Origin of the sequence: Kitasatospora sp. NPDC058032 (assembly GCF_042885845.1) — a bacterium.
GTDB lineage: Bacteria > Actinomycetota > Actinomycetes > Streptomycetales > Streptomycetaceae > Kitasatospora.
Map to the genome: position 1 here is coordinate 22,797 of NZ_JBHVRK010000043.1, position 17,543 is coordinate 40,339.

At 76.9% G+C, this 17,543-nt stretch carries 14 protein-coding genes, 2 tRNA genes and 1 pseudogene; 13 read left to right on the plus strand and 4 right to left on the minus strand.

Features of this window, described 5'->3' with window-relative positions; all coding sequences use genetic code 11:
• The first annotated feature begins 9 nt into the window (after positions 1 to 9).
• The 6 genes and pseudogenes from ACFVUH_RS35860 to ACFVUH_RS35885 all read left to right on the plus strand — a co-directional run bounded on the left by ACFVUH_RS35860 (position 10) and on the right by ACFVUH_RS35885 (position 6,685).
• A complete protein-coding gene (locus ACFVUH_RS35860; protein WP_387917751.1) occupies positions 10 to 768 on the plus strand; it encodes an HAD family hydrolase in 759 nt (252 codons plus the stop codon).
• A 1,621-nt stretch (positions 769 to 2,389) separates the two neighbouring features.
• Positions 2,390 to 3,388, plus strand: a pseudogene (locus ACFVUH_RS35865) (helix-turn-helix domain-containing protein); the annotation flags it as partial.
• A 773-nt stretch (positions 3,389 to 4,161) separates the two neighbouring features.
• On the plus strand, positions 4,162 to 4,764 hold the full coding sequence (gene orn, locus ACFVUH_RS35870) for an oligoribonuclease (RefSeq protein ID WP_355370132.1): 603 nt from the start codon (positions 4,162 to 4,164) through the stop codon (positions 4,762 to 4,764).
• Positions 4,765 to 4,889: 125 nt separating this feature from the next.
• Positions 4,890 to 4,965: transfer RNA gene (locus ACFVUH_RS35875), tRNA-His, on the plus strand.
• A 178-nt stretch (positions 4,966 to 5,143) separates the two neighbouring features.
• On the plus strand, positions 5,144 to 5,590 hold the full coding sequence (locus ACFVUH_RS35880) for a DUF4442 domain-containing protein (RefSeq protein WP_355370130.1): 447 nt from the start codon (positions 5,144 to 5,146) through the stop codon (positions 5,588 to 5,590).
• 138 nt (positions 5,591 to 5,728) lie between these two features.
• Complete coding sequence (locus ACFVUH_RS35885; RefSeq protein ID WP_387917754.1) at positions 5,729 to 6,685, plus strand: hypothetical protein; 957 nt, start codon at positions 5,729 to 5,731, stop codon at positions 6,683 to 6,685.
• Positions 6,686 to 6,739: 54 nt separating this feature from the next.
• On the opposite strand, the gene ACFVUH_RS35890 is transcribed toward ACFVUH_RS35885, so the two are convergent.
• From ACFVUH_RS35890 to ACFVUH_RS35900, 3 genes are all read right to left on the minus strand, one after another.
• The gene (locus tag ACFVUH_RS35890) at positions 6,740 to 7,204 is read right to left on the minus strand and encodes a GNAT family N-acetyltransferase (RefSeq protein ID WP_355370126.1); all 465 of its coding nucleotides are present in this window, start codon (positions 7,202 to 7,204) and stop codon (positions 6,740 to 6,742) included.
• A gap of 60 nt (positions 7,205 to 7,264) precedes the next feature.
• Positions 7,265 to 8,194: a fused MFS/spermidine synthase gene (locus tag ACFVUH_RS35895; protein ID WP_355370124.1), complete on the minus strand. Its 930-nt coding sequence runs from the start codon at positions 8,192 to 8,194 to the stop codon at positions 7,265 to 7,267.
• A gap of 69 nt (positions 8,195 to 8,263) precedes the next feature.
• Positions 8,264 to 8,770, minus strand: coding sequence for a hypothetical protein (locus ACFVUH_RS35900; protein ID WP_387917755.1), 507 nt, complete (start codon positions 8,768 to 8,770; stop codon positions 8,264 to 8,266).
• Positions 8,771 to 9,141: 371 nt separating this feature from the next.
• On the opposite strand from ACFVUH_RS35900, the gene ACFVUH_RS35905 reads away from it, so the two are divergent.
• Positions 9,142 to 10,782: a tetratricopeptide repeat protein gene (locus tag ACFVUH_RS35905; protein ID WP_387917757.1), complete on the plus strand. Its 1,641-nt coding sequence runs from the start codon at positions 9,142 to 9,144 to the stop codon at positions 10,780 to 10,782.
• Between the two features lie 42 nt (positions 10,783 to 10,824).
• Here the strand turns inward: ACFVUH_RS35905 and ACFVUH_RS35910 are convergent, their stop codons facing one another.
• Positions 10,825 to 11,475: a histidine phosphatase family protein gene (locus tag ACFVUH_RS35910; protein WP_355370118.1), complete on the minus strand. Its 651-nt coding sequence runs from the start codon at positions 11,473 to 11,475 to the stop codon at positions 10,825 to 10,827.
• 229 nt (positions 11,476 to 11,704) lie between these two features.
• Here ACFVUH_RS35910 and ACFVUH_RS35915 point away from each other — a divergent pair, with 229 nt between their 5' ends.
• From ACFVUH_RS35915 to ACFVUH_RS35940, 6 genes are all read left to right on the plus strand, one after another.
• Positions 11,705 to 12,976: a hypothetical protein gene (locus ACFVUH_RS35915; RefSeq protein ID WP_387917759.1), complete on the plus strand. Its 1,272-nt coding sequence runs from the start codon at positions 11,705 to 11,707 to the stop codon at positions 12,974 to 12,976.
• Positions 12,973 to 14,622 (plus strand): hypothetical protein, encoded by a 1,650-nt coding sequence (locus ACFVUH_RS35920; protein ID WP_387917760.1) that lies wholly within the window; start codon positions 12,973 to 12,975, stop codon positions 14,620 to 14,622. Before ACFVUH_RS35915 ends, ACFVUH_RS35920 begins: the two co-directional genes overlap by 4 nt.
• A gap of 8 nt (positions 14,623 to 14,630) precedes the next feature.
• The gene (locus ACFVUH_RS35925) at positions 14,631 to 16,001 is read left to right on the plus strand and encodes an AAA family ATPase (RefSeq protein ID WP_387917761.1); all 1,371 of its coding nucleotides are present in this window, start codon (positions 14,631 to 14,633) and stop codon (positions 15,999 to 16,001) included.
• 248 nt (positions 16,002 to 16,249) lie between these two features.
• Positions 16,250 to 16,657, plus strand: coding sequence for a hypothetical protein (locus tag ACFVUH_RS35930; protein WP_355370110.1), 408 nt, complete (start codon positions 16,250 to 16,252; stop codon positions 16,655 to 16,657).
• Positions 16,658 to 16,741: 84 nt separating this feature from the next.
• The gene (locus tag ACFVUH_RS35935; RefSeq protein WP_355370175.1) at positions 16,742 to 17,329 is read left to right on the plus strand and encodes a bifunctional DNA primase/polymerase; all 588 of its coding nucleotides are present in this window, start codon (positions 16,742 to 16,744) and stop codon (positions 17,327 to 17,329) included.
• Positions 17,330 to 17,418: 89 nt separating this feature from the next.
• A tRNA-Lys gene (locus tag ACFVUH_RS35940) sits at positions 17,419 to 17,492 on the plus strand.
• Positions 17,493 to 17,543: the final 51 nt, after the last annotated feature.

Here is a 17,543-nt window from a genome sequence, read left to right on the forward strand (position 1 = left end):
ATGCTCGACATGCCCCTGCTCCTGCTCGACCTCGACAACACGCTGCTCCCCAGGGACGCCGCATTCCGGGCCTGGGCTCAGGACTTTCTGACCGAACGGGCGCTGCCGGCCGGAGACGTCGACTGGCTCGTCACCATCGACGGCGGCGGCTATGTACCGCGCAGCACCGTACTGTCCGCCGCCCGGCGCCGCTACGGCCTCGACGAGTCGCTCGACCGGTTGCTCGCCCACTACCGGCACGGCATCAACTCCCACATCCACTGTCCGGCCCGCAACATCGACGCACTGCGGGCGGCGCGCGCCGCCGGGTGGCGGCTCGGCATCGTCAGCAACGGCAGCACCGGCGCCCAACTGGAGAAGATCCGGAGGACCGGCCTCGGACCGATGGTCGACGGCTGGGTGATCTCCGAGGAGGCCGACTGCCTCAAACCGGACCCGATGATCTTCGAGATCGCGGCGCAGCGGTGCGGCATCGCGCCGACCGGGGACTGGGCCACGCACACCTGGATGATCGGCGACCACGCCCCCGCGGACATCGCCGGCGCCGAACTGGCCGGGCTGCGGAGCGTCTGGCTGCACCACGGCCGCCCGTGGGCCGAGCCCGCCTACCGGCCGACGCTCAAGGCCGCCGGTCTGCCGGAGGCGGTCCGGCAGGTGCTGTCCGCCCGCGGCGTCTCGGCGCCCCTCGCCGAGGCCCTCGCGGGAGGGCCGGGCGTTCCACGCCGCTCCGTCGGCGGCGGCGTTGCCGTCGCGCGCCTGGCGGGTTAGACGCGCGGGAGGGGCGCCGACCCGGCCGGCGCGGAGCGGCCACGGCGGCGCAGAGCGGCGTGCGCGACGGCGCGATGACCGGCCGGCCGCCCCGGACGGCAGGCGCGCACCTTCAACGGTCCACATCGCGGGCAGTGCTTCATCGGCTTCCGGGGCCGGACAGGCTGTCCGAAACCGGTCCGGCGGGTTTGCCGAGGACGCCGCCGCCGGCTCCGCACCCGCGGAGCATGTGGCCGCGCTCACGGCACGGGACCGGCTTTCGCGGTGCCGCCGCACCGCCCGGCCCGGACCGGGTCGCGGACTTCGGGCCGTGGTCGCGCGGAGGCCGCCGCGCGGGCGTGGGCGGGTGCATGCGTCGACGGCTCGGCGGCATCACCCGCCGGCGGCTCGCGCCCGGGCGACTCACCCGCCGTCAGCAGGGCTGCCGGACAACGCCGTCGACGCGCCACGCGGCCGAAGGGCTCAGATCAAGGCCCCGCCCGGCGCAACCGTTGCGCCGTGATCGGCGTCGTCAGTTCCGGGCCCCGGGCGGCCGGTTCGTGCACCGCGCCGCCCTCCGGCGGTCGACCTCCGGGGGCCGGAGACGCCGCCGTTGGCCTGTTCGGGCCGGCCGGGGATCTCCCCCGGTGACGGGGTACCAGGTGGCCGGCCACCGCTCCCTGGCTCAGGCACTGGCCGGATGAAGCCTGGGAGGCGCACGCGCTGCAGCCGTGCGCCCTCACGTGCACCGCCTATTTTCGGTCAATCTCGCGCGACTCCCCCGCCCTTGGGCAAATCCGCAGCCCAGGCACACCGGCCGGGCGCGTCTGAGCCGGACGCCCCAGGACCCGTCCCGCGACAACCAGCCACCGTTGCACCGACCCTCTTCCCAGAAGGGTCGACGGGTGCCACGCTTCGTGATCGAATGCATCACGCCAAATTGCCATGTCGACATAGCGTCGGATGGTGAACTTGTCACAACGGCAACGGTCCACCCGATAGATTCGATCTTGGCTAGCAGTGCCGCACCACCACACCACACCACCGAGGGGGCTTGAGCGCCTTGAGCAGGGTGAGCAGGAGCGACGCGGGTCCTGACAGCGGCCAGGCCGTGACCGGTATCGCGGGTCGTTCCACGAGAAGCGCCGGCTCTCAGGCCTCCGCCGCCAACACCCGTCACTCCGGCACCACCTCCTACTCCTCCTATTCCCCCGCGGCCCCGTCCGCCCCGGGAACCCCATCCGCACCAGGCGCCCCAGGCGGCTCCGGTGCCCCGCAGGCCCCGGGTTCCCCGCCCTTCCCGGGCGCCCCGGAACACGGCGGACGCCCCGTCAGCCGACCGCCCGTCAGCCACTCCGGCGGGTACGGCGGCGGCTCGGACGGCCGGGCCGGGACGTCGGTAACCGGCCATTCCGGCGGGCACCCGGGCGGCCATTCCGGAGCCGACGGCGGCTTCACGACCTTCGCTTCCCCCGCCGCCGCCTTCACCGGCCCGGGCGCTCCCGGCGCCGGCCTCGGACCGGCCCTTCCCGGCCTGCCCGGCCCCGCGAACACCGGCGGACCGCTCGGCCTCGGCGGCCACGGCCCGTCGGCGCACGGCCACGGCGGCCCCGTCGGCGGCCTCAACGGCTCCTCGACGGCCGTGCTGGCTGCCGCGCCCCGCAAGCTCTCCGGGCGCCGCCGCCGCGAGACCGTCGCCGTCCTGATCTTCGGCGGCGCACCGATCTTCGAGAGCTCGATCCCGCTCTCGGTTTTCGGCGTCGACCGCCAGGACGCCGGGGTGCCGCGCTACCGCCTGCTGGTCTGCGCCGGTGAGGAGGGCCCGCTCGCCACCACCGGCGGCCTCACCCTCTCCGCCCCGTACGGGCTGGAGGCACTGGCCCGGGCCGGCACGATCGTCGTCCCGGCCTGGCGCTCGATCTCGCAGCCGCCGCCGGTCGAGGCGATCACCGCGCTGCGCAAGGCGCACCACGAGGGCGCGCGGATCATCGGCCTGTGCACCGGCGCGTTCGTCCTCGCCGCCGCCGGCCTGCTGGACGGCCGCCCGGCGACCACCCACTGGATGTACGCGCCGACCCTGGCCAAGCGCTACCCGCGGGTGCACGTCGACCCGCGCGAGCTGTTCGTCGACGACGGCGACGTGCTGACCTCGGCCGGCACCGCCGCCGGGATCGACCTGTGCCTGCACGTGGTCCGCAGCGACCACGGCGCCGAGGCGGCCAACGCGCTCGCCCGCCGACTGGTGGTGCCGAGCCGGCGCAGCGGCGGCGGACAGGCCCAGTACATCGATCAGTCTTTACCTGAGGAGATCGGCAACGACCCGCTCGCCGAGGTCGTGACCTGGGCCCTGGAGAACCTCAACCAGCAGTTCGACGTCGAGGTGCTGGCGGCCCGCGCCTACATGAGCCGGCGGACCTTCGACCGGCGGTTCCGCACGCTCACCGGCAGCGCCCCGCTGCAGTGGCTGATCACCCAGCGGGTGCTGCAGGCGCAGCGGCTGCTGGAGACCTCGGAGCTGTCGGTGGACGACGTCGCACGCCGCTGCGGCTTCCGGTCGCCGGTGGCGCTGCGCGGGCACTTCCGACGCCAGCTCGGGGTCTCGCCGGCCGCGTACCGGACGAGCTACCGGGCCCGGCGGCCCGGGGCGTCCGCTGCGGCGCCGGCCGCGCCGACGGGCGGCGACCTGCGGACGGCGGGGGCGGTCGGGTCGGCGGCCGCGGCCGGCACGATGGGCGGGTCGGTCCCGGGCCAGCACGGTGGGCACGGCGCACCCGGCGGGCACGGCACGCCGGTGGGGCACGGGTCGGCCACCGCCCAGGGCTACCCGGGCGGCTCGGGCACCGCGGTCCCGGGCCAGCACGGACAGCCGTCCGGACCGGGCGTGCACGCGCGGGCCGGGCAGTCGTACCCGCACCAGTCGGCCGGACACCAGTCGCACCCCGGGCAGCCGGGGACCGGCCGTGGTCCGGCGCGCCCGCCGCTGGTCCCGGCGCAGCCCGGGCCCGGCACGGGGCGGCCGTCCAGGACGGTGGAGCACGCCGCCGCCGAGGACGGGATCCCGCAGCCGGGCGCACGCGGCCAGGGCCAGGGGCACCGGAGCGCGGCCGACCGGCCGCAGGACGGGTCGCCGGAGGTCCGGGCCCGGCAGGCCCGGGCGGGCCAGCTCCGCCCGCAGGGCGTGCGGGGCACCGCGGCCGAGGCCAGGGAGGCCCGCGAGGGGCGGCCCGGGCGGGACGCCCGCCCGGCGTACCCCGGCCGGGAGGTCCGGGACGTCCGGGATGTCCGGGACGTCCGCGAGGTCCGGGAGACGGACGGCCACGCGCCGGAGGAGCACGGCTCCGAGGGCCGCACCCCGGCACCGCGCTCGGCTCCATCGGTGCCCGCGGCGCGTGATCGCGCCGTAGGGTGAGTGGTGTGAATGACCGTTTGGTATGGATCGACTGTGAAATGACAGGCCTCGACCTCGACCGGGACGCCCTGGTCGAGGTCGCGGCGCTGGTGACGGACTCGGAGCTGAACATCCTCGGCGAGGGTGTGGACGTCATCATCCGTCCGCCCGCCGAGGCGCTGGCGAACATGCCCGAGGTGGTGCGGGAGATGCACACCGCCTCCGGGCTGCTGGAGGAGCTGGAGCACGGGGTCACGCTGGCCGAGGCGGAGGCGCTGGTGCTCGCGTACGTCCGCGAGCACGTGCCGGAGGCCGGGCGCACGCCGCTGTGCGGGAACTCGGTGGCCACCGACCGCGGGTTCCTGAGCCGGGACATGCCCGCGCTGGAGGGCCACCTGCACTACCGGATCGTGGACGTCTCCTCGATCAAGGAGCTGGCCCGGCGCTGGTACCCGAAGGCGTACTACAACAGCCCGCAGAAGGGCGGGAACCACCGGGCGCTCGCCGACATCCGCGAGAGCATCGACGAACTGCGCTACTACCGGGAGGCGGTGTTCGTCCCGCAGCCCGGCCCGGACACCGACACCGCGCGCGCGATCGCCGAGAAGTACCAGGCGCCGACGGGCTGAGCCCGGGGGCGACGGAGGTGCTCGCGCGGGGCGGGGAAACCCTGGCGCGAGCACCCTTCCGGATCCTGTAGAGTTCTTCTTGTCGGAGCGGGAACGCCGAAAAGCGTGAACGGTCCGGACAGATGGTGGGTGTAGCTCAGTTGGTAGAGCACCTGGTTGTGGTCCAGGTGGCCGCGGGTTCGAGTCCCGTCACTCACCCCATCGCCCCGAGGGGCCGGTCTCGTCAAGGGACCGGCCCCTCGGGCTTTTTCGCGTTCCCTCACATCGGCGGCGGCCGGGCGGGGGTGGGGTGGCGCGCGTCGCACTGTGGCCCGCGTCTCATTCCCTTCCCCGGCCTCGGGTCTGCCACCAGAAGCTACTGGCTAGTAACGTTGCCGCCATGACCACTCCTTCGATCGGCCGACTGCTCGACTCCACCGTCCCGATGGCCCGGACCCTGAAGCTCGAGTACCTGGAGACCACCCCGGAGCGTGCCGTGCTGCGGCTGCCCGACCAGCCCGAGTACCACAACCACGTGGGCGGCCCGCACGCCGGCGCGATGTTCACCCTGGCCGAGTCGGCCAGCGGCTGCATCGTGCTCGGCGCCTTCGGCGACCAGCTCTCGCGCGCGGTGCCGCTGGCGGTGAGCGCCGAGATCTCCTACAAGAAGCTCGCCATGGGCGCCGTCACGGCCACCGCCGTGCTCGGCCGGCCGGCCGCCGACATCGTCGCCGAACTCGACAAGGGCGAGCGCCCCGAGTTCCCGGTGACCGTCGAGATCACCCGGGCCGACGGCGCGGTGACCGGCGTCATGACGGTGATCTGGACACTGCGCCCCAACTCCTGAGCGGAGCACGGCGGACGGGGCGGGCGGGGCCGAGGGGCGGACGGCCCACGACGACCGCCCGTGACAACCGTCCGCCCGCGATGACTGTCCGTGACGGCGGCCGTGTCCTCCCGGTCCGCCCGCTCGTTCTCGATTCACGTGCGAGCCAAACACGCGACCAGGGGCCCGGAAGCCGCCCGACGGACCGTCGGCGGCGGGTGGCGGGCGGCCCGGCGGTGGCTGCCCCGGCCACGGGCCGTCGCGGCCGGCGGGGCCCTCCTCGCGCAGCTCTGGGGGTTCGGTGCCTGCGCGGCCGACGCCGAACCGCTGCCGGAGCCGGTCGGACGGACCGTCGGCCGGGCCCCGGCCGGTGGCGGGACGGCGCCCGACGACCCGGCGGAGCGGCCCGCGCCGAGCCCGTCCGGCGGGCTGCTCGACCGGCTCGCCGACGCCGTCCCCCGGGTCGCGGCGGACGTCGCCGCCGCGGACGTCGCCGCTGACGTGGTCGCGCCGGAGCTGTCCACCGCGACCGGCCCGACCGGCCCGACCAGCCCGATCGGCAGCGCCCTCCAGGACCGGATCAGGGCCGGCGGGCTCCCCCTGCCGGGACAGCGGTCCGCCGTGCCGGACGCGTTCGCGATCGCCTCCGGGCTGTGGGGCGCCGGGCCCGCCCGGACCCGCCCCGTCGAGGCGCGGGCGGCCGGCGGCGAGGTGGCCGACGGGCCGTCGGGTACCTCCGCCCGGCCCGCCGACGCCGCACCGCCGCCCCCACCGGGCGGCACCCCGCACGGCCCGGCCGCCCCACCGCCGGCCTCCGCCGCACCGGACCGGCCGCCACCCCCGCCCCCGGGGCCCGGGCACCCGGACCCTGCGGGTGACGGGGGCGGGCGGCCGGACGGCCGGGAGCACCCGCCCACCGCACCCGGCACCCCGCTGGCCGGCCCGGCGGCAGGCCCGACGGCCCGGCCCGGCGGGACCGCGACCAGGACGGCCGCCGTCACCGTCGCCCACGACACCGCCGGCACCGCGACCGCCGTCCTCGCCCCCATCACGGCCGGGCTGTTGCTGACCGGCGCCGCGATGTACAAGCACCGGGGCCTGCCGAAGGGCCACTGAGCGGACCGCCAGGGGCCAGGAGGCGGGGATCAGCAGGCGGGGATCAGGCGGGGATCAGGCGGCGGGGGCGGGCAAGTGAAGCGTGAGCAGCGGCAGTTCGCGCCCGGGGATGGAACCGGAGGGGGCCGTGCCGGTGCGGACGGCGCCCATGGCCAGGTAGAAGGGTTCGGCGTGCGGGTCGGCCTCGACGGTGATCCGGTCGAAGCCGAGGGCCGTGGCCTCGGCGCGCAGGTGGTCCATCAGGCGGCGGCCGATGCCGCGGCCGATGGCGTCCGGCTCGACGAAGATCATGCCCAGTTCGCCCTTCGGGGGCGCCCCGGTGAGGGTGACGAAGCCCAGCACCCGGCCGTCGTCCTCGGCGACGGCCGTACGGTCGGGCCCGATCCGCTGCGGGTCGAGGGTGAGTTCGGCCCGGCAGGCCTCGATGAACTCGGCGTCGTAGCCCCAGTGCGCCTTGGAGCGCAGGGCGAGGGCGCTGAGCGCCGCCGCCTCGCTCGGCCTGGCCGGTCGGATCAGCATGGCGGGTGCCCCTCCTGGTCGGGTCGTCCGGGTTCCGGACATGATGCGCCGCAGGCCGGTCTAGCGGAAGACCCCCGGGGGCGGGGCCGGGGAGGGGGTGGCGGTGGCGTCGGTGGCCGGGGTGGCGCCGGCGGCGAAGTCGGCCAGGGCTCGGCCGTGTTCGACCCGGCCGTGGGAGGCGTCCGAGGCCACCCGGCGGGTGAGTTCGGCCAGCGGGAGCGGGGTGTGCGCGGCGGCCAGCACGAGGTTGCCGAAGCGCTTGCCGCGCAGCACCGCGGGGTCGGCGACCAGGCAGAGTTCGGGGAAGACCGCGCCGAGGGTGGCCACCTGGGAGCGGGCGAACGGCAGGGCGGAGCCGTCGGCGATGTTGACGGCGTACCAGCCGCCGGGGGCGAGGGCCCGGGCGGCCAGCGCGGTGAACTCGACGGTGGTGCAGTGGGCGGGCACCCGGGCGCCGGAGAAGACGTCGGCGATCACCAGGTCGACGGTGCCCTCGGGGGTGCGCTCCAGCACGCTGCGGGCGTCCGCGCCGCGCACCTTGACCTGCCAGCCGCGTTCCAGCGGGAGTTCGGCGCGGACCAGTTCGGTGAGCGCGGTGTCGATCTCGGCGACCTGCTGGCGCGAGCGCGGGCGGGTGGCGGCGACGTAGCGGGCCAGGGTGAGGGCGCCGCCGCCGAGGTGCAGGACGGTGAGCGGGCGGCCGGGCGGGGCGACCAGGTCGATCAGGTGGCCGAGCCGGCGCTGGTACTCGAAGCCCAGGTGGGCCGGGTCGGCGAGGTCGACCAGGGACTGCGGCGCACCGTCGATCAGCAGCGACCAGGCGGCGGGGCGGTCGCGGTCGGGGCGCAGTTCGGCGAGCCCGGAGTCGACGGCCCGGGTGAGCGGGCCCTGGGCGTGGGTGCGGCCGGCGGGGCCGGTGGCGGCCGGGCCGCTCTCCGCGGCGGTGCGGCCGCGGTCCGCGGTGCGGCCGGCCCGGTTGCTTCGTCCCATACCCGCCATTATCGCCGCCGCGCGGACGAGCCCGGCAGCTCAGCGGGGGCGGGCGGGCGCGGGCGGGGGTCAGGACGGGCCGAGGCCGCCCGCGGTGAGGGTGCAGGCGGCCTCGCAGAGGACCGAGCGCAGGACCCAGGGGTCGGTGGGGCGGGCGGAGCGGTCGGCGCCGGCCGGGGGCAGCACCCAGCGCGGGTCGGTGGCGGGCAGCAGTTGGGCGCCGGCGGTACAGGAACTGCCGGGCAGGTGCCAGGTCGCCGAGGTGCCGGCCGGTACGAGGAAGGAGACGGTGGCGTCGTTGCGGCTCTGCAGCACCGCGCCGCAGGCCCGGCGCAGCCGCAGGATGTCGACCGCCTCCAGGCCGTGCCGCAGGGCGACCGTCACGGTGTCGAAGGTGGCCACGAGGACGGCGTCCGCGTCGCTCTCCGCGCGCGGGCGCCGGCAGGGGCCGCCACCGGACGGGACCCGGCCGGGGCCGCGGTCGTCGGCCGACTCCGGCAGCAGGGCGGGGGCCGCTCCGTCGAGCACCCCGCCGACGGCCGGACGGCGGAACTGCGGTACTCCAGTGGCCGCCATGGGCCCTCCTGTCGCCTCGTCGGGACCGGAAGCCGAACCGCCCGGGTGGGGGTGCCGGCAGGGGCGCGGCGGGGGACGGCGGCGGGGGCTTCCATGCACCAGGACAACGCAGGGCCCGCACCGCAGGCCACGGGGCGCTTTACAGCAAGGCATGGCATTTCATGGCAGATCCCGGCAACTGTGCCCGGTTTGCACCCAATTGATGGTACATCGACCGTGAACACGCTGTGTCCGACTGGTGACTCCCGGTACTGTCGTGCCTCGCCCGGCCGTCCACCGGGCCCCTTCGGACCCACCCGCGGCCGGGAGCCCCCGCCGTCCCAGCGCCGCCCGACCCTCGCACCACCACCCGCACCACCACGGAGCGCACCATGGCAGCCACCCCACCGGCCGAGCCGAACCGCCCGTCACCCAACACCGCGATGCGCGCCCTGCGCGGCGACCGCTCGCCGGGCGAGTTCGCCACGGCCGTGCGCCGGGCGGCCCGGGAGATCGGCGAGCACGTCTCCTGCGACGCCCGGTACGTCGGGCGGGTCGAGTCCGGCGAGATCCGCTGTCCCAACTACGCGTACGAGCGGGTGTTCCGGCACATGTGGCCGGACCGCTCGCTCACCGACCTCGGCTTCGCGCCCCGCACCGCCGTCCGCCGCCGCCCGGCGGACGGCGGCGGGGGCGGGGCCCCGGGCACAGGCACGAGCGGTGGCCTCCGGGGCGGGCCGGACCGGGCCGGCGGGCCGGGCGCCGGAGCACCACCGCCCCTCCACCCGACGTTCCCGCCCCTGCCCGCCCCGCGATCGCCGCTCTCCACCCGACTCCCGTACGCTGCCTCGCCGTACGCGGAACCGCCCCCACCGCCCGGGGCCCCGGCGCCGAGGTTCACGACGGCGCCCCGGGGGCCCGGCGAACCGCACCCCTGTGACGAGGAGAACGACGTCGTGCGTCGCCGTACGTTCCTGGCCGGCGGCCCGGCCGCGCTGGCCTCCGTGATCGGCATCGACCGGCCCGGCCCGGCCGCCGCGGCCCCCGCCCCCCACGGCGCGGACGCCCACCCCGCTCCACCGGGCGCCGTCGTGCCCGGCCGCCCCGGCCCCGTCGTCCCGCCGCCCCGCAAGGTCGGCGCGGCCGAGGTACTCGGCGTGGAGCAGGCCGTCCGGGACATCCGGCTGGCCGACGACGCGCACGGCGCCGACGCCCTGTTCGAGCAGGCCGGCCGCTCGCTGCGGGAGGCCTACCTGCTGCTCGAGGCCTGCGAGTACTCCACCGAGACCGAGCGAAGGCTCCAGGCCGGGGCCGGCGAACTGGCCATCTCGGTGGGCTGGTTGGCGCACGACTCGAACCGGCTCGCGGACGCCCGCTCGTACTACGCGGAGGCCCTGGCCACCGCGCGGATGGCCGGCGACGCCGCGTTGGAGGCGCACGTCTTCTCCAACGGCGCCTTCCTCGCCCGGGACGCCGGCCGCCCCCGCGAGGCACTGCGGGCCGCCCAGGCCGGGCAGTCCGCCGCCCGGCACCTCGACTCCCCCCGGCTGCTCGCCCTGCTCACGATGCGCGAGGCCGGCGGCTGGGCGCTGCTGCGGGACCGGGGCACCTGCGAGCGGGCGATCGTCCGGGCCTGCCGGCTGTTCGAGCAGGGCCCCCGGCAGGCCGACCCGGAGTGGATGTCGTTCTTCGGCGAGGCCGAACTCGCCGGGCTGCAGGCCCAGTGCTGGTCCGCCCTCGGGGACTGGGACCGGGCCAGCGAGCACGCCCGGCTGGCCATAGCGCTCCAGCAGCCGCACTTCGTGCGCAACCGGGTGCTCTACACCGCCGAGCTCGCCCACGACCGGCTCGGCCGGGGGGACTTGGCGGGTGCGGCGGAGCACGGGTCGGCCGCCGTCGCGCTGTTCGGCGACGTCCGCTCGGCCCGGATCCGCGCCATGCTCGCGGACACCGCGCAGCGGTTGCGGGAGCACCGGCGGGTGCCGGAGGTGGGGCGGTTCCTGGCCGAGTACGGCGCGGCGACGGCGGCCTGAGCGGGCGACGGCGACCGGCCGTCGCGGGCCGGCCGTCGCGGGTCAGTGCTTCAGGGTCTCCAGGTGGCCCTGGTCGTTCCACAGCTCCACCGCCGGTGCGCCGTACTCCCAGGACAGCACGCAGAGCGCGGCGGTGCCGAGCTTGAACCGCTGGGCGAACTCGGGCGGCAGGCCGAGCCAGCGGGCGGTGAGGATGCGCAGCAGGTGGCCGTGGGCGAAGAGCACGACGTCGCAGTCGGCGCAGTGCATGACCGTGGTGTCCGGGTCCGGCACGCCGTGCGCGGTGTTGAGCTCGGCGAGCAGGGAGTCGACCCGGGCGGCGACCTCGGAGAGCTTCTCGCCGCCGGGGACGCCGTCGCGCCAGATCAGCCAGCCGGGCTGGTCGGTGGCGCGGATGTCGGCGCCGGTGCGGCCCTCGTACTGTCCGTAGTCCCACTCCAGGAGTTCGGGGCGCTCGACGGCCCGGTCCCCGAGGCCGGCCAGCTCGCAGGTCTCCTTGGCGCGGCCGAGCGGGCTGGTGTAGACGCGGGCGTCGGGCAGGCCGTTCCAGGGCGCCGCGGCGAGCCGGGTGCCGAGCGCGCGGGCCATCGCCCGGCCGTCCTCGGTCAGCGGGATGTCGGTGCGGCCGGTGTGGCGGCCGGTGGCCGACCAGTCGGTCTCGCCGTGGCGGACCAGCAGGATTCGGGCGGGCATGGGCAGGCTCCTCGCGCTCGGGGCGGTGTCAACGGTCGGCCTCGCCAGCGAGCACCGGACTCCATGATCCCCCACCGGTGCGCCTCGCACGCGACCGGCCCGCGTCCCGTGGCGGGGCCGGTCACGGGACGCCGGACGGTGCCCGGGGCCGGTCCGGCGGGTGCGGGTTCGCCGTCAACGGCCCGTTCGGGGCGGATTGTCGGAGCCGGATGCGACACTGGGCCGCACCATGAACGTCTCGACGAACGCCCCGCTCCGCGGGCCGGCGGAGCCGCTCGCCCAGCGGCTCGCCGAGCTGCGCGGACCGGCGCAGCAGCGCAGTCTGAACGCCCGTTCCCTCGCCGCCCTGGCCGCCAATCCGGGGTGCCACCGCCGCGCCGTGCTGGACGCCGCCGGGGTGGACAAGTCGGCGCTGGCCGCCCGGCTGGGCCGCCCCGCCCCCTTCGGCCGCTCACCGTTCGCGCTGGCGCGCGGCGTCGTGTTCGAGGCCCGGCTGAAGGCGGACGGCTACGCGGCGCTGCTGGAGCCGCTGCGCCACCGGCTCGGCATGTCCGAGGAGGGCGGCCCGCTGCTGGTGCCGGACCTGCTCCGCTCCTCCGGTCCGGCGGTCCGGGCCGACCGGACGGCCGCCGCCCTGGCGGAGGCGGCCGCCGAGGAGCGGGCCTGGACGCTCCTCGACCACCCGATGCTGCGGCTGGAGGTGGCGGGCTCCACCGCCTACCTGGAGCCGGACGCCGTCGTGGTGCACGGCGGGCGCTGCACCGTCGTGGAGATCAAGTCCTTCCCGGTGCTGGACGGCGGCGCGGACCCGGGCAAGGTGGGCGCCGCCGCCCGGCAGGCCGCCGTCTACGTGCTGGCGCTGCAGGAGGCGGCCGCCGCGCTCGCCGGGCAGCCGGTGGACCCGGACCCGTACCGCGAGCAGCGGCTGCCGGGCAGCCCCCGCACCAGCGTGCTGCTGGTCTGCCCCGAGGACTTCGGCAGCCGGCCGACCGCCGTGCCGGTGGACGTGCGCCGCGAGCTGGCCACCACCCGCCGTCAGCTGAGCCGGATGACCGGCATCGAGCGGCTGCTGGCGGTGCTGCCGCCGGGGGCGGACTTCGACCTCTCCCCCGATGCGGACGGCACGCCCGTCCGCTCCGCCGAGGAGCTGGAGAAGACGGTCGGGACGGTGCCCGCCGCGTACAGCCCGGACTGCCTGTCCACCTGCGAGCTCGGCTTCCACTGCCGTTCCCAGGCCCGTTGCGGGGACCGGGTCGAGCAGCTCGGCCGGGGTGTGCGGGGCGAGCTGGGCAGCATCCGCACGGTGACCGAGGCGCTGGCCGTCGCCCGTACCGGCCCGGGCGGGGCCGGCCGGACCGGCGCCGACGGGGCCGCGAACGAGGACGGGAACGAGGACGGCGACGGGGCCGACGAGGCCGCCGCCCGGCTGGCCTACGCCGCCGCGCTGCGCGCCGAGGCGCTCGGCCGCACCGCGCCGGCCGCCGCGGGGGGCGAGCGGTGAGCCTGCTGTCCACCCTGGCCCGGCTGGAGGCCGTGCGCAGCGGCCGGGCCGAGCCGCTGGCCACGGTCCGCCACCGGCACCTGTCCGAGCGACCGATGGTGTTCGTCCCGCTGACATCGGCCGGTGAGGACGGCGCTCCGCTGGCGGTGCTGCTGGGCACCGACCGGCAGGCGCCGACGCTGCACATCGTGCCGCAGCCGCTCAACCGGACGCTGCGCTCGGAGTTCCTGGCCGACCTGGCCGCCGATCTGCTGCCCTACCTGGAGTCCTTCGGCGACGAGGTCGAGCTGATCGAGGGCTCCGAGAAGGACCCGGAGACCGGTGAGAAGTCGCCGGTCGTCCGGGAGCTGTGCGCGGACGCCCCGCAGCTGATCGTGCCGAACAGCGGGGGCGTGCGGTACCTGGCGCTGCTCGGCCGCTCGACCCGGTTCCGCCGCACCGCCGAGGACGAGGACCCCGGCCCGTTCCCGGCCCCCGCCCGGGTGCCGCTGCTCGGCCGCTGGCTGACCCACCTCGCCGAGCGCGCGATGGTGCCGGGCTCCAGCCTGCTGCTGCCGATGACCGGGCTGCTGGCCCGGCACTGGGCCACCGGCCAGAGCCATCTGGAGGACCAGCACCTGGCCGCCCGGCTGGCCTGGCACGCCCCGCCGGAGGGGCTGACCGGTGCGGAGGCGGCCGAGCTGGCCGAGACCGGGCGCGGTTCCGAGGGCCGGCTGATCCACCCGCCGGCCGGTCCGACCACCGACCCGGTGTTCGACGCCAAGGTGCTGGCCCCGGCGATCGCCCGCTACGACGCGGCCGCGGCGGCGCAGCGCGAGGCCGAGGGCCCCGGCGCGGCGGGCGGCCCGACGGGCCGCGCGGACGCCGAGGCGGCCCGGGAGGCGGTGCGGGTCTCCGTCGAGCGGCTGCGCGCCGTGCTGCACGAGGAACTGCTGCCGACCTGGCACGACGTCTGGCAGGGCCTGGACCTGCTGCGCGCCCTGCCGCCGGCCGGCCACCTGCCCGAGCGGTGGACCGGCGACCGCTGGTCGTACACCGGCCACCGGGACCGGCTGGCGGCCGGCGAGCCGCCGCAGCCGCGGCTCGACGACGCCGTGACGGCCGCCCGCAAGCTCGCCCAGCGCGAGCGCGAGCAGGCCCGGCTGGACGTCCAGGAGGCGCTGGACGACCCGCTGGCGATGGCCGAGCACCGGCTCGCCGGGGAGGCGTTCAGCGGGGTGGTGACCGAGGTGGTGCCGGACTACGACACCACCGGCCGCTCCCCCAAGCCGCGCCCGCTGGTGACCGTCCGCACCGACGACCGCCCGCACGCCGACCTGGGCCGGGAGGTGCACCGGGTCCGGGAGCCGGCGGCGCCGGAGGCCGCGGCGGGTCCGGCGCAGAAGGCCGTGATCGCGGCGGCCGACCCGGAGGCGGGCACCATCACCGTGCGGGTGCTGTCCGGCATGGGGCGCAAGCGGGAGCCCGAGCCGGGGAGCCTGCCGGAGCCGGGCGAGCGGGTCACCTTCACGCTGTTCGAACTGACGGTCCGGCAGGCCGCGCCGCTGCCCGAGCCGGACGACACGCCGTGGACCCACGGCGGCCCGCCCGGCGCCGTCGTCACCGTGCTGCCGGCCGTGGCCGGCGCCGCCGAGGACTGGGAGTGATCCGCCCGATGAGCACCGAGCAGGACGCCGGCCGGAGCCCCGGCGCGGCGGCCGACGCCGCGGTGGCGCGGATCCTGGAGGCGACCGTCCGACCGGCCGCCGGAGCGCCGCGCGGCGTGGTGGTGGACTCGCCGCCCGGTGCCGGCAAGTCGACCCTGGTGGTGCGCGCCGCCCGGGAGCTGGTCGGGGCCGGCGAGCGGCTGATGATCGTCGCCCAGACCAACGGCCAGGTGGACGACCTGGTCGACCGACTGGCCGTCAAGGCCCCCGATCTGACGATCGGCCGGCTGCACGCGGCCGACGCACGCCCGGGTCCTGAGGTGCTGCGGCACCCCAACGTGACGCCCTCGGACAAGGTCGCCGAGCTGGCCGAGCTGGACGTGGTGATCTCCACCTCGGCCAAGTGGCAGTGGGTGCGGGCCGAGCAGCCGTGGCGGCACGCGATCGTCGACGAGGCGTACCAGATGCGGTCGGACGCGCTGCTCGCGGTGGCCCGGCTGTTCGAGCGGGCCCTGTTCGTCGGCGACCCGGGTCAGCTGGACCCGTTCACCGTGGTGGGCACCGAGCAGTGGGCGGGTCTGTCGTACGACCCGTCGAGCAGCGCGGTGGTCACCCTGCTCGCGCACAACCCGCAGATCGAGCCGCACCGGCTGCCGGTGTCCTGGCGGCTGCCGGCCAGTGCGGCGCCGCTGATCTCCGGGGCGTTCTACCCGTTCACGCCGTTCCGCTCGGGCACCGGCCCCGGGGACCGCTCGCTGACCGCGTCGGTGCGCCCGGACGGCTCGGCGGTGGACGCCGCCATCGACCGGGCGGCCGAGCACGGCTGGGCGCTGCTGGAGCTGCCGGCCCGGCACACGGTGCGCACCGATCCGCAGGCGGTGGCGGCCGTCGCGGCCACCGTGCGCCGGCTGCTGGACCGCAGGCTGACGGCGCACTCCGAGCAGGGGTCCGCCCCGCTCACGGCGGACCGGGTCGCCGTCGGCACCGCGCACCGGGACCAGGCGGCGGCGGTGCGGGCCGCGCTGGCCGGGGCCGGGGTGCCGGTGGACCCGGTGGCCGGGCCGGCGGTGACGGTGGACACCGCGAACCGGCTGCAGGGCCGCGAGTACGACGTCACCGTGGTGCTGCACCCGCTGTCGGGGCGGCCGGACGCGACCGCGTTCCACCTGGAGACCGGCCGGCTGTGCGTGCTGGCCTCCCGGCACCGGCACGCCTGCATCGTGGTGGCCCGGGCCGGGATCGCGGAGCTGCTGGACGAGCATCCGGCCACCGAGCCGGTGCAGTTGGGCGTTCCGGTGGCGTTCCCCGACGGCTGGGAGGCCAACCACCGGGTGCTGCACCACCTGTCCGGGCACCGGGTGCGACTGGGCCGGGCCTGACGGCGCGGGCCTGCGGACCGGCACGGGCGTGCGACGGGCCGGCCGGGCGCGTACGGAACCAGGCAGGCGCGCACCCGGCCGGCCCGGCTGACGCGCGCCCCCGGCGCGCCGGGCGGGAATAGCGCCCGGACGCGCACCGTTCCGTTACCGGCCGCCGCCGCGAGACAATGGACGACGGCCACGACCGGGCGGCGCCCGACCCGAGCAGCCGTCGCCCGCACCCATCGAGCACCCGGAGGTGTCCGTCCATGCCCGACTCCCATGCGCAGGCGTCCGACCCGAGCGGCCTCTCCGCACCGGCCGGTCCCGGCACGGGCGCCGGTGCGGCGCCCGGCCGGCGGCAGCGCCCGGCGCAGCTGCTGTTCGAGCCGCAGGCCGCCGAACCGGAGCCGGAGCGTTTCTTCGACCTGGAGTCGATCGACGACCCGGCGGAGCTGCTGCGCCGCTCCACCGAGCTGGCGCTGGCCTTCCGGACGGCCGCCGAGCGGGCCACCGACTTCCAGGCGGTCGCGGCCGCGCAGCTGGCGGACCCGCGCCGCTTCGACGCGCTGTCCGACGCCGAGATCGCGGACCGGGCGGACTGGACGCCGGACTACGCGGCCAAGATGGTCGAGTACGGCCGCACCCTGCTCCAGCCGCGGCGGCAGGAGGACTGATCGGCCCGGAGGGGTTCACGGCCCGGTTCCGTCGCCGCTGGCATATGCCGGAGGAAGCGGAAGGGTACGCCCCCACCCGGCCCGCTGTCCGGCGAACCGCTCTTTCCCTCCCGGACCCGCCCCGGACACCCCACTCTGCTGTCCGTGGACATCTGGACCTATCAGTCGGTGGAGCACGTGACCGTGGCCGGAGAGGCCTGGCTCGCCTCCGCCAGCGAGTACCCGCGCAGCATGCGCGCCCTCTGGGAGTCCCGGCCGTGGGCGCCCTCGGTGCTGCCCTGCGGGCGGGCCTTCGACGTGATCAGCATGCCGGCGCTGTTCGGCCGCCGGGTCCTGGACGAGCTCTGGGCCTCCGGGCCCGGCTGCGGGCCGGTGGCGGCCGTCCGGGGGCGGACGCTGCTGTTCGTGCAGCCGGGGGCGGCGCCCAGGCTGCGCCGACTGCTGGCCTGGGAGGAGTGGGCCCGGGACGTGCCGCCGCTGCTCTGCCACGGCAAGGGCGACACCGTGACGGTGCCGCCGGTGCAGCGGACGGTCGGCGGCCCGGACGCGCCGGGACACGGCCCGGGGCGGTGGATCGTCGCCCCCGAGAGCCGGGAGCCGTGGCTGCCGGGGGCCTCCGTCGTCCTCTGGGCCTGTGTGCGGGCGGCCCGCGAGCCGGTCGACGCGCTCTGAGCCTCCCGGGCCGGCGGCGGGCCCGGGAGGTGCGGGTATTCGATTTTGGCCGGACCCCGCCCCGCTGCTAGAGTCTTCTCTGTCAGCAGGCGCCGCTAGCTCAGTTGGTTAGAGCAGCTGACTCTTAATCAGCGGGTCCGGGGTTCGAGTCCCTGGCGGCGCACAGACAGCCGGAAGGCCCGTCGCGAGAGCGAAGGGCCTTACGGCGTTTCCG

Bases quoted from the DNA above. Each gene is read 5' to 3' on its own strand.
- ACFVUH_RS35860 (WP_387917751.1), top strand. From the start codon at position 10: ATGCCCCTGCTCCTGCTCGACCTCGACAACACGCTGCTCCCCAGGGAC.
- ACFVUH_RS35880 (WP_355370130.1), top strand. From the start codon at position 5,144: ATGACCACTCCTTCGATCGGCCGACTGCTCGACTCCACCGTCCCGATG.
- ACFVUH_RS35890 (WP_355370126.1), bottom strand. From the start codon at position 7,204: ATGCTGATCCGACCGGCCAGGCCGAGCGAGGCGGCGGCGCTCAGCGCC.
- ACFVUH_RS35895 (WP_355370124.1), bottom strand. From the start codon at position 8,194: ATGGGACGAAGCAACCGGGCCGGCCGCACCGCGGACCGCGGCCGCACC.
- ACFVUH_RS35900 (WP_387917755.1), bottom strand. From the start codon at position 8,770: ATGGCGGCCACTGGAGTACCGCAGTTCCGCCGTCCGGCCGTCGGCGGG.
- ACFVUH_RS35905 (WP_387917757.1), top strand. From the start codon at position 9,142: ATGGCAGCCACCCCACCGGCCGAGCCGAACCGCCCGTCACCCAACACC.
- ACFVUH_RS35910 (WP_355370118.1), bottom strand. From the start codon at position 11,475: ATGCCCGCCCGAATCCTGCTGGTCCGCCACGGCGAGACCGACTGGTCG.
- ACFVUH_RS35915 (WP_387917759.1), top strand. From the start codon at position 11,705: ATGAACGTCTCGACGAACGCCCCGCTCCGCGGGCCGGCGGAGCCGCTC.
- ACFVUH_RS35925 (WP_387917761.1), top strand. From the start codon at position 14,631: ATGAGCACCGAGCAGGACGCCGGCCGGAGCCCCGGCGCGGCGGCCGAC.
- ACFVUH_RS35930 (WP_355370110.1), top strand. From the start codon at position 16,250: ATGCCCGACTCCCATGCGCAGGCGTCCGACCCGAGCGGCCTCTCCGCA.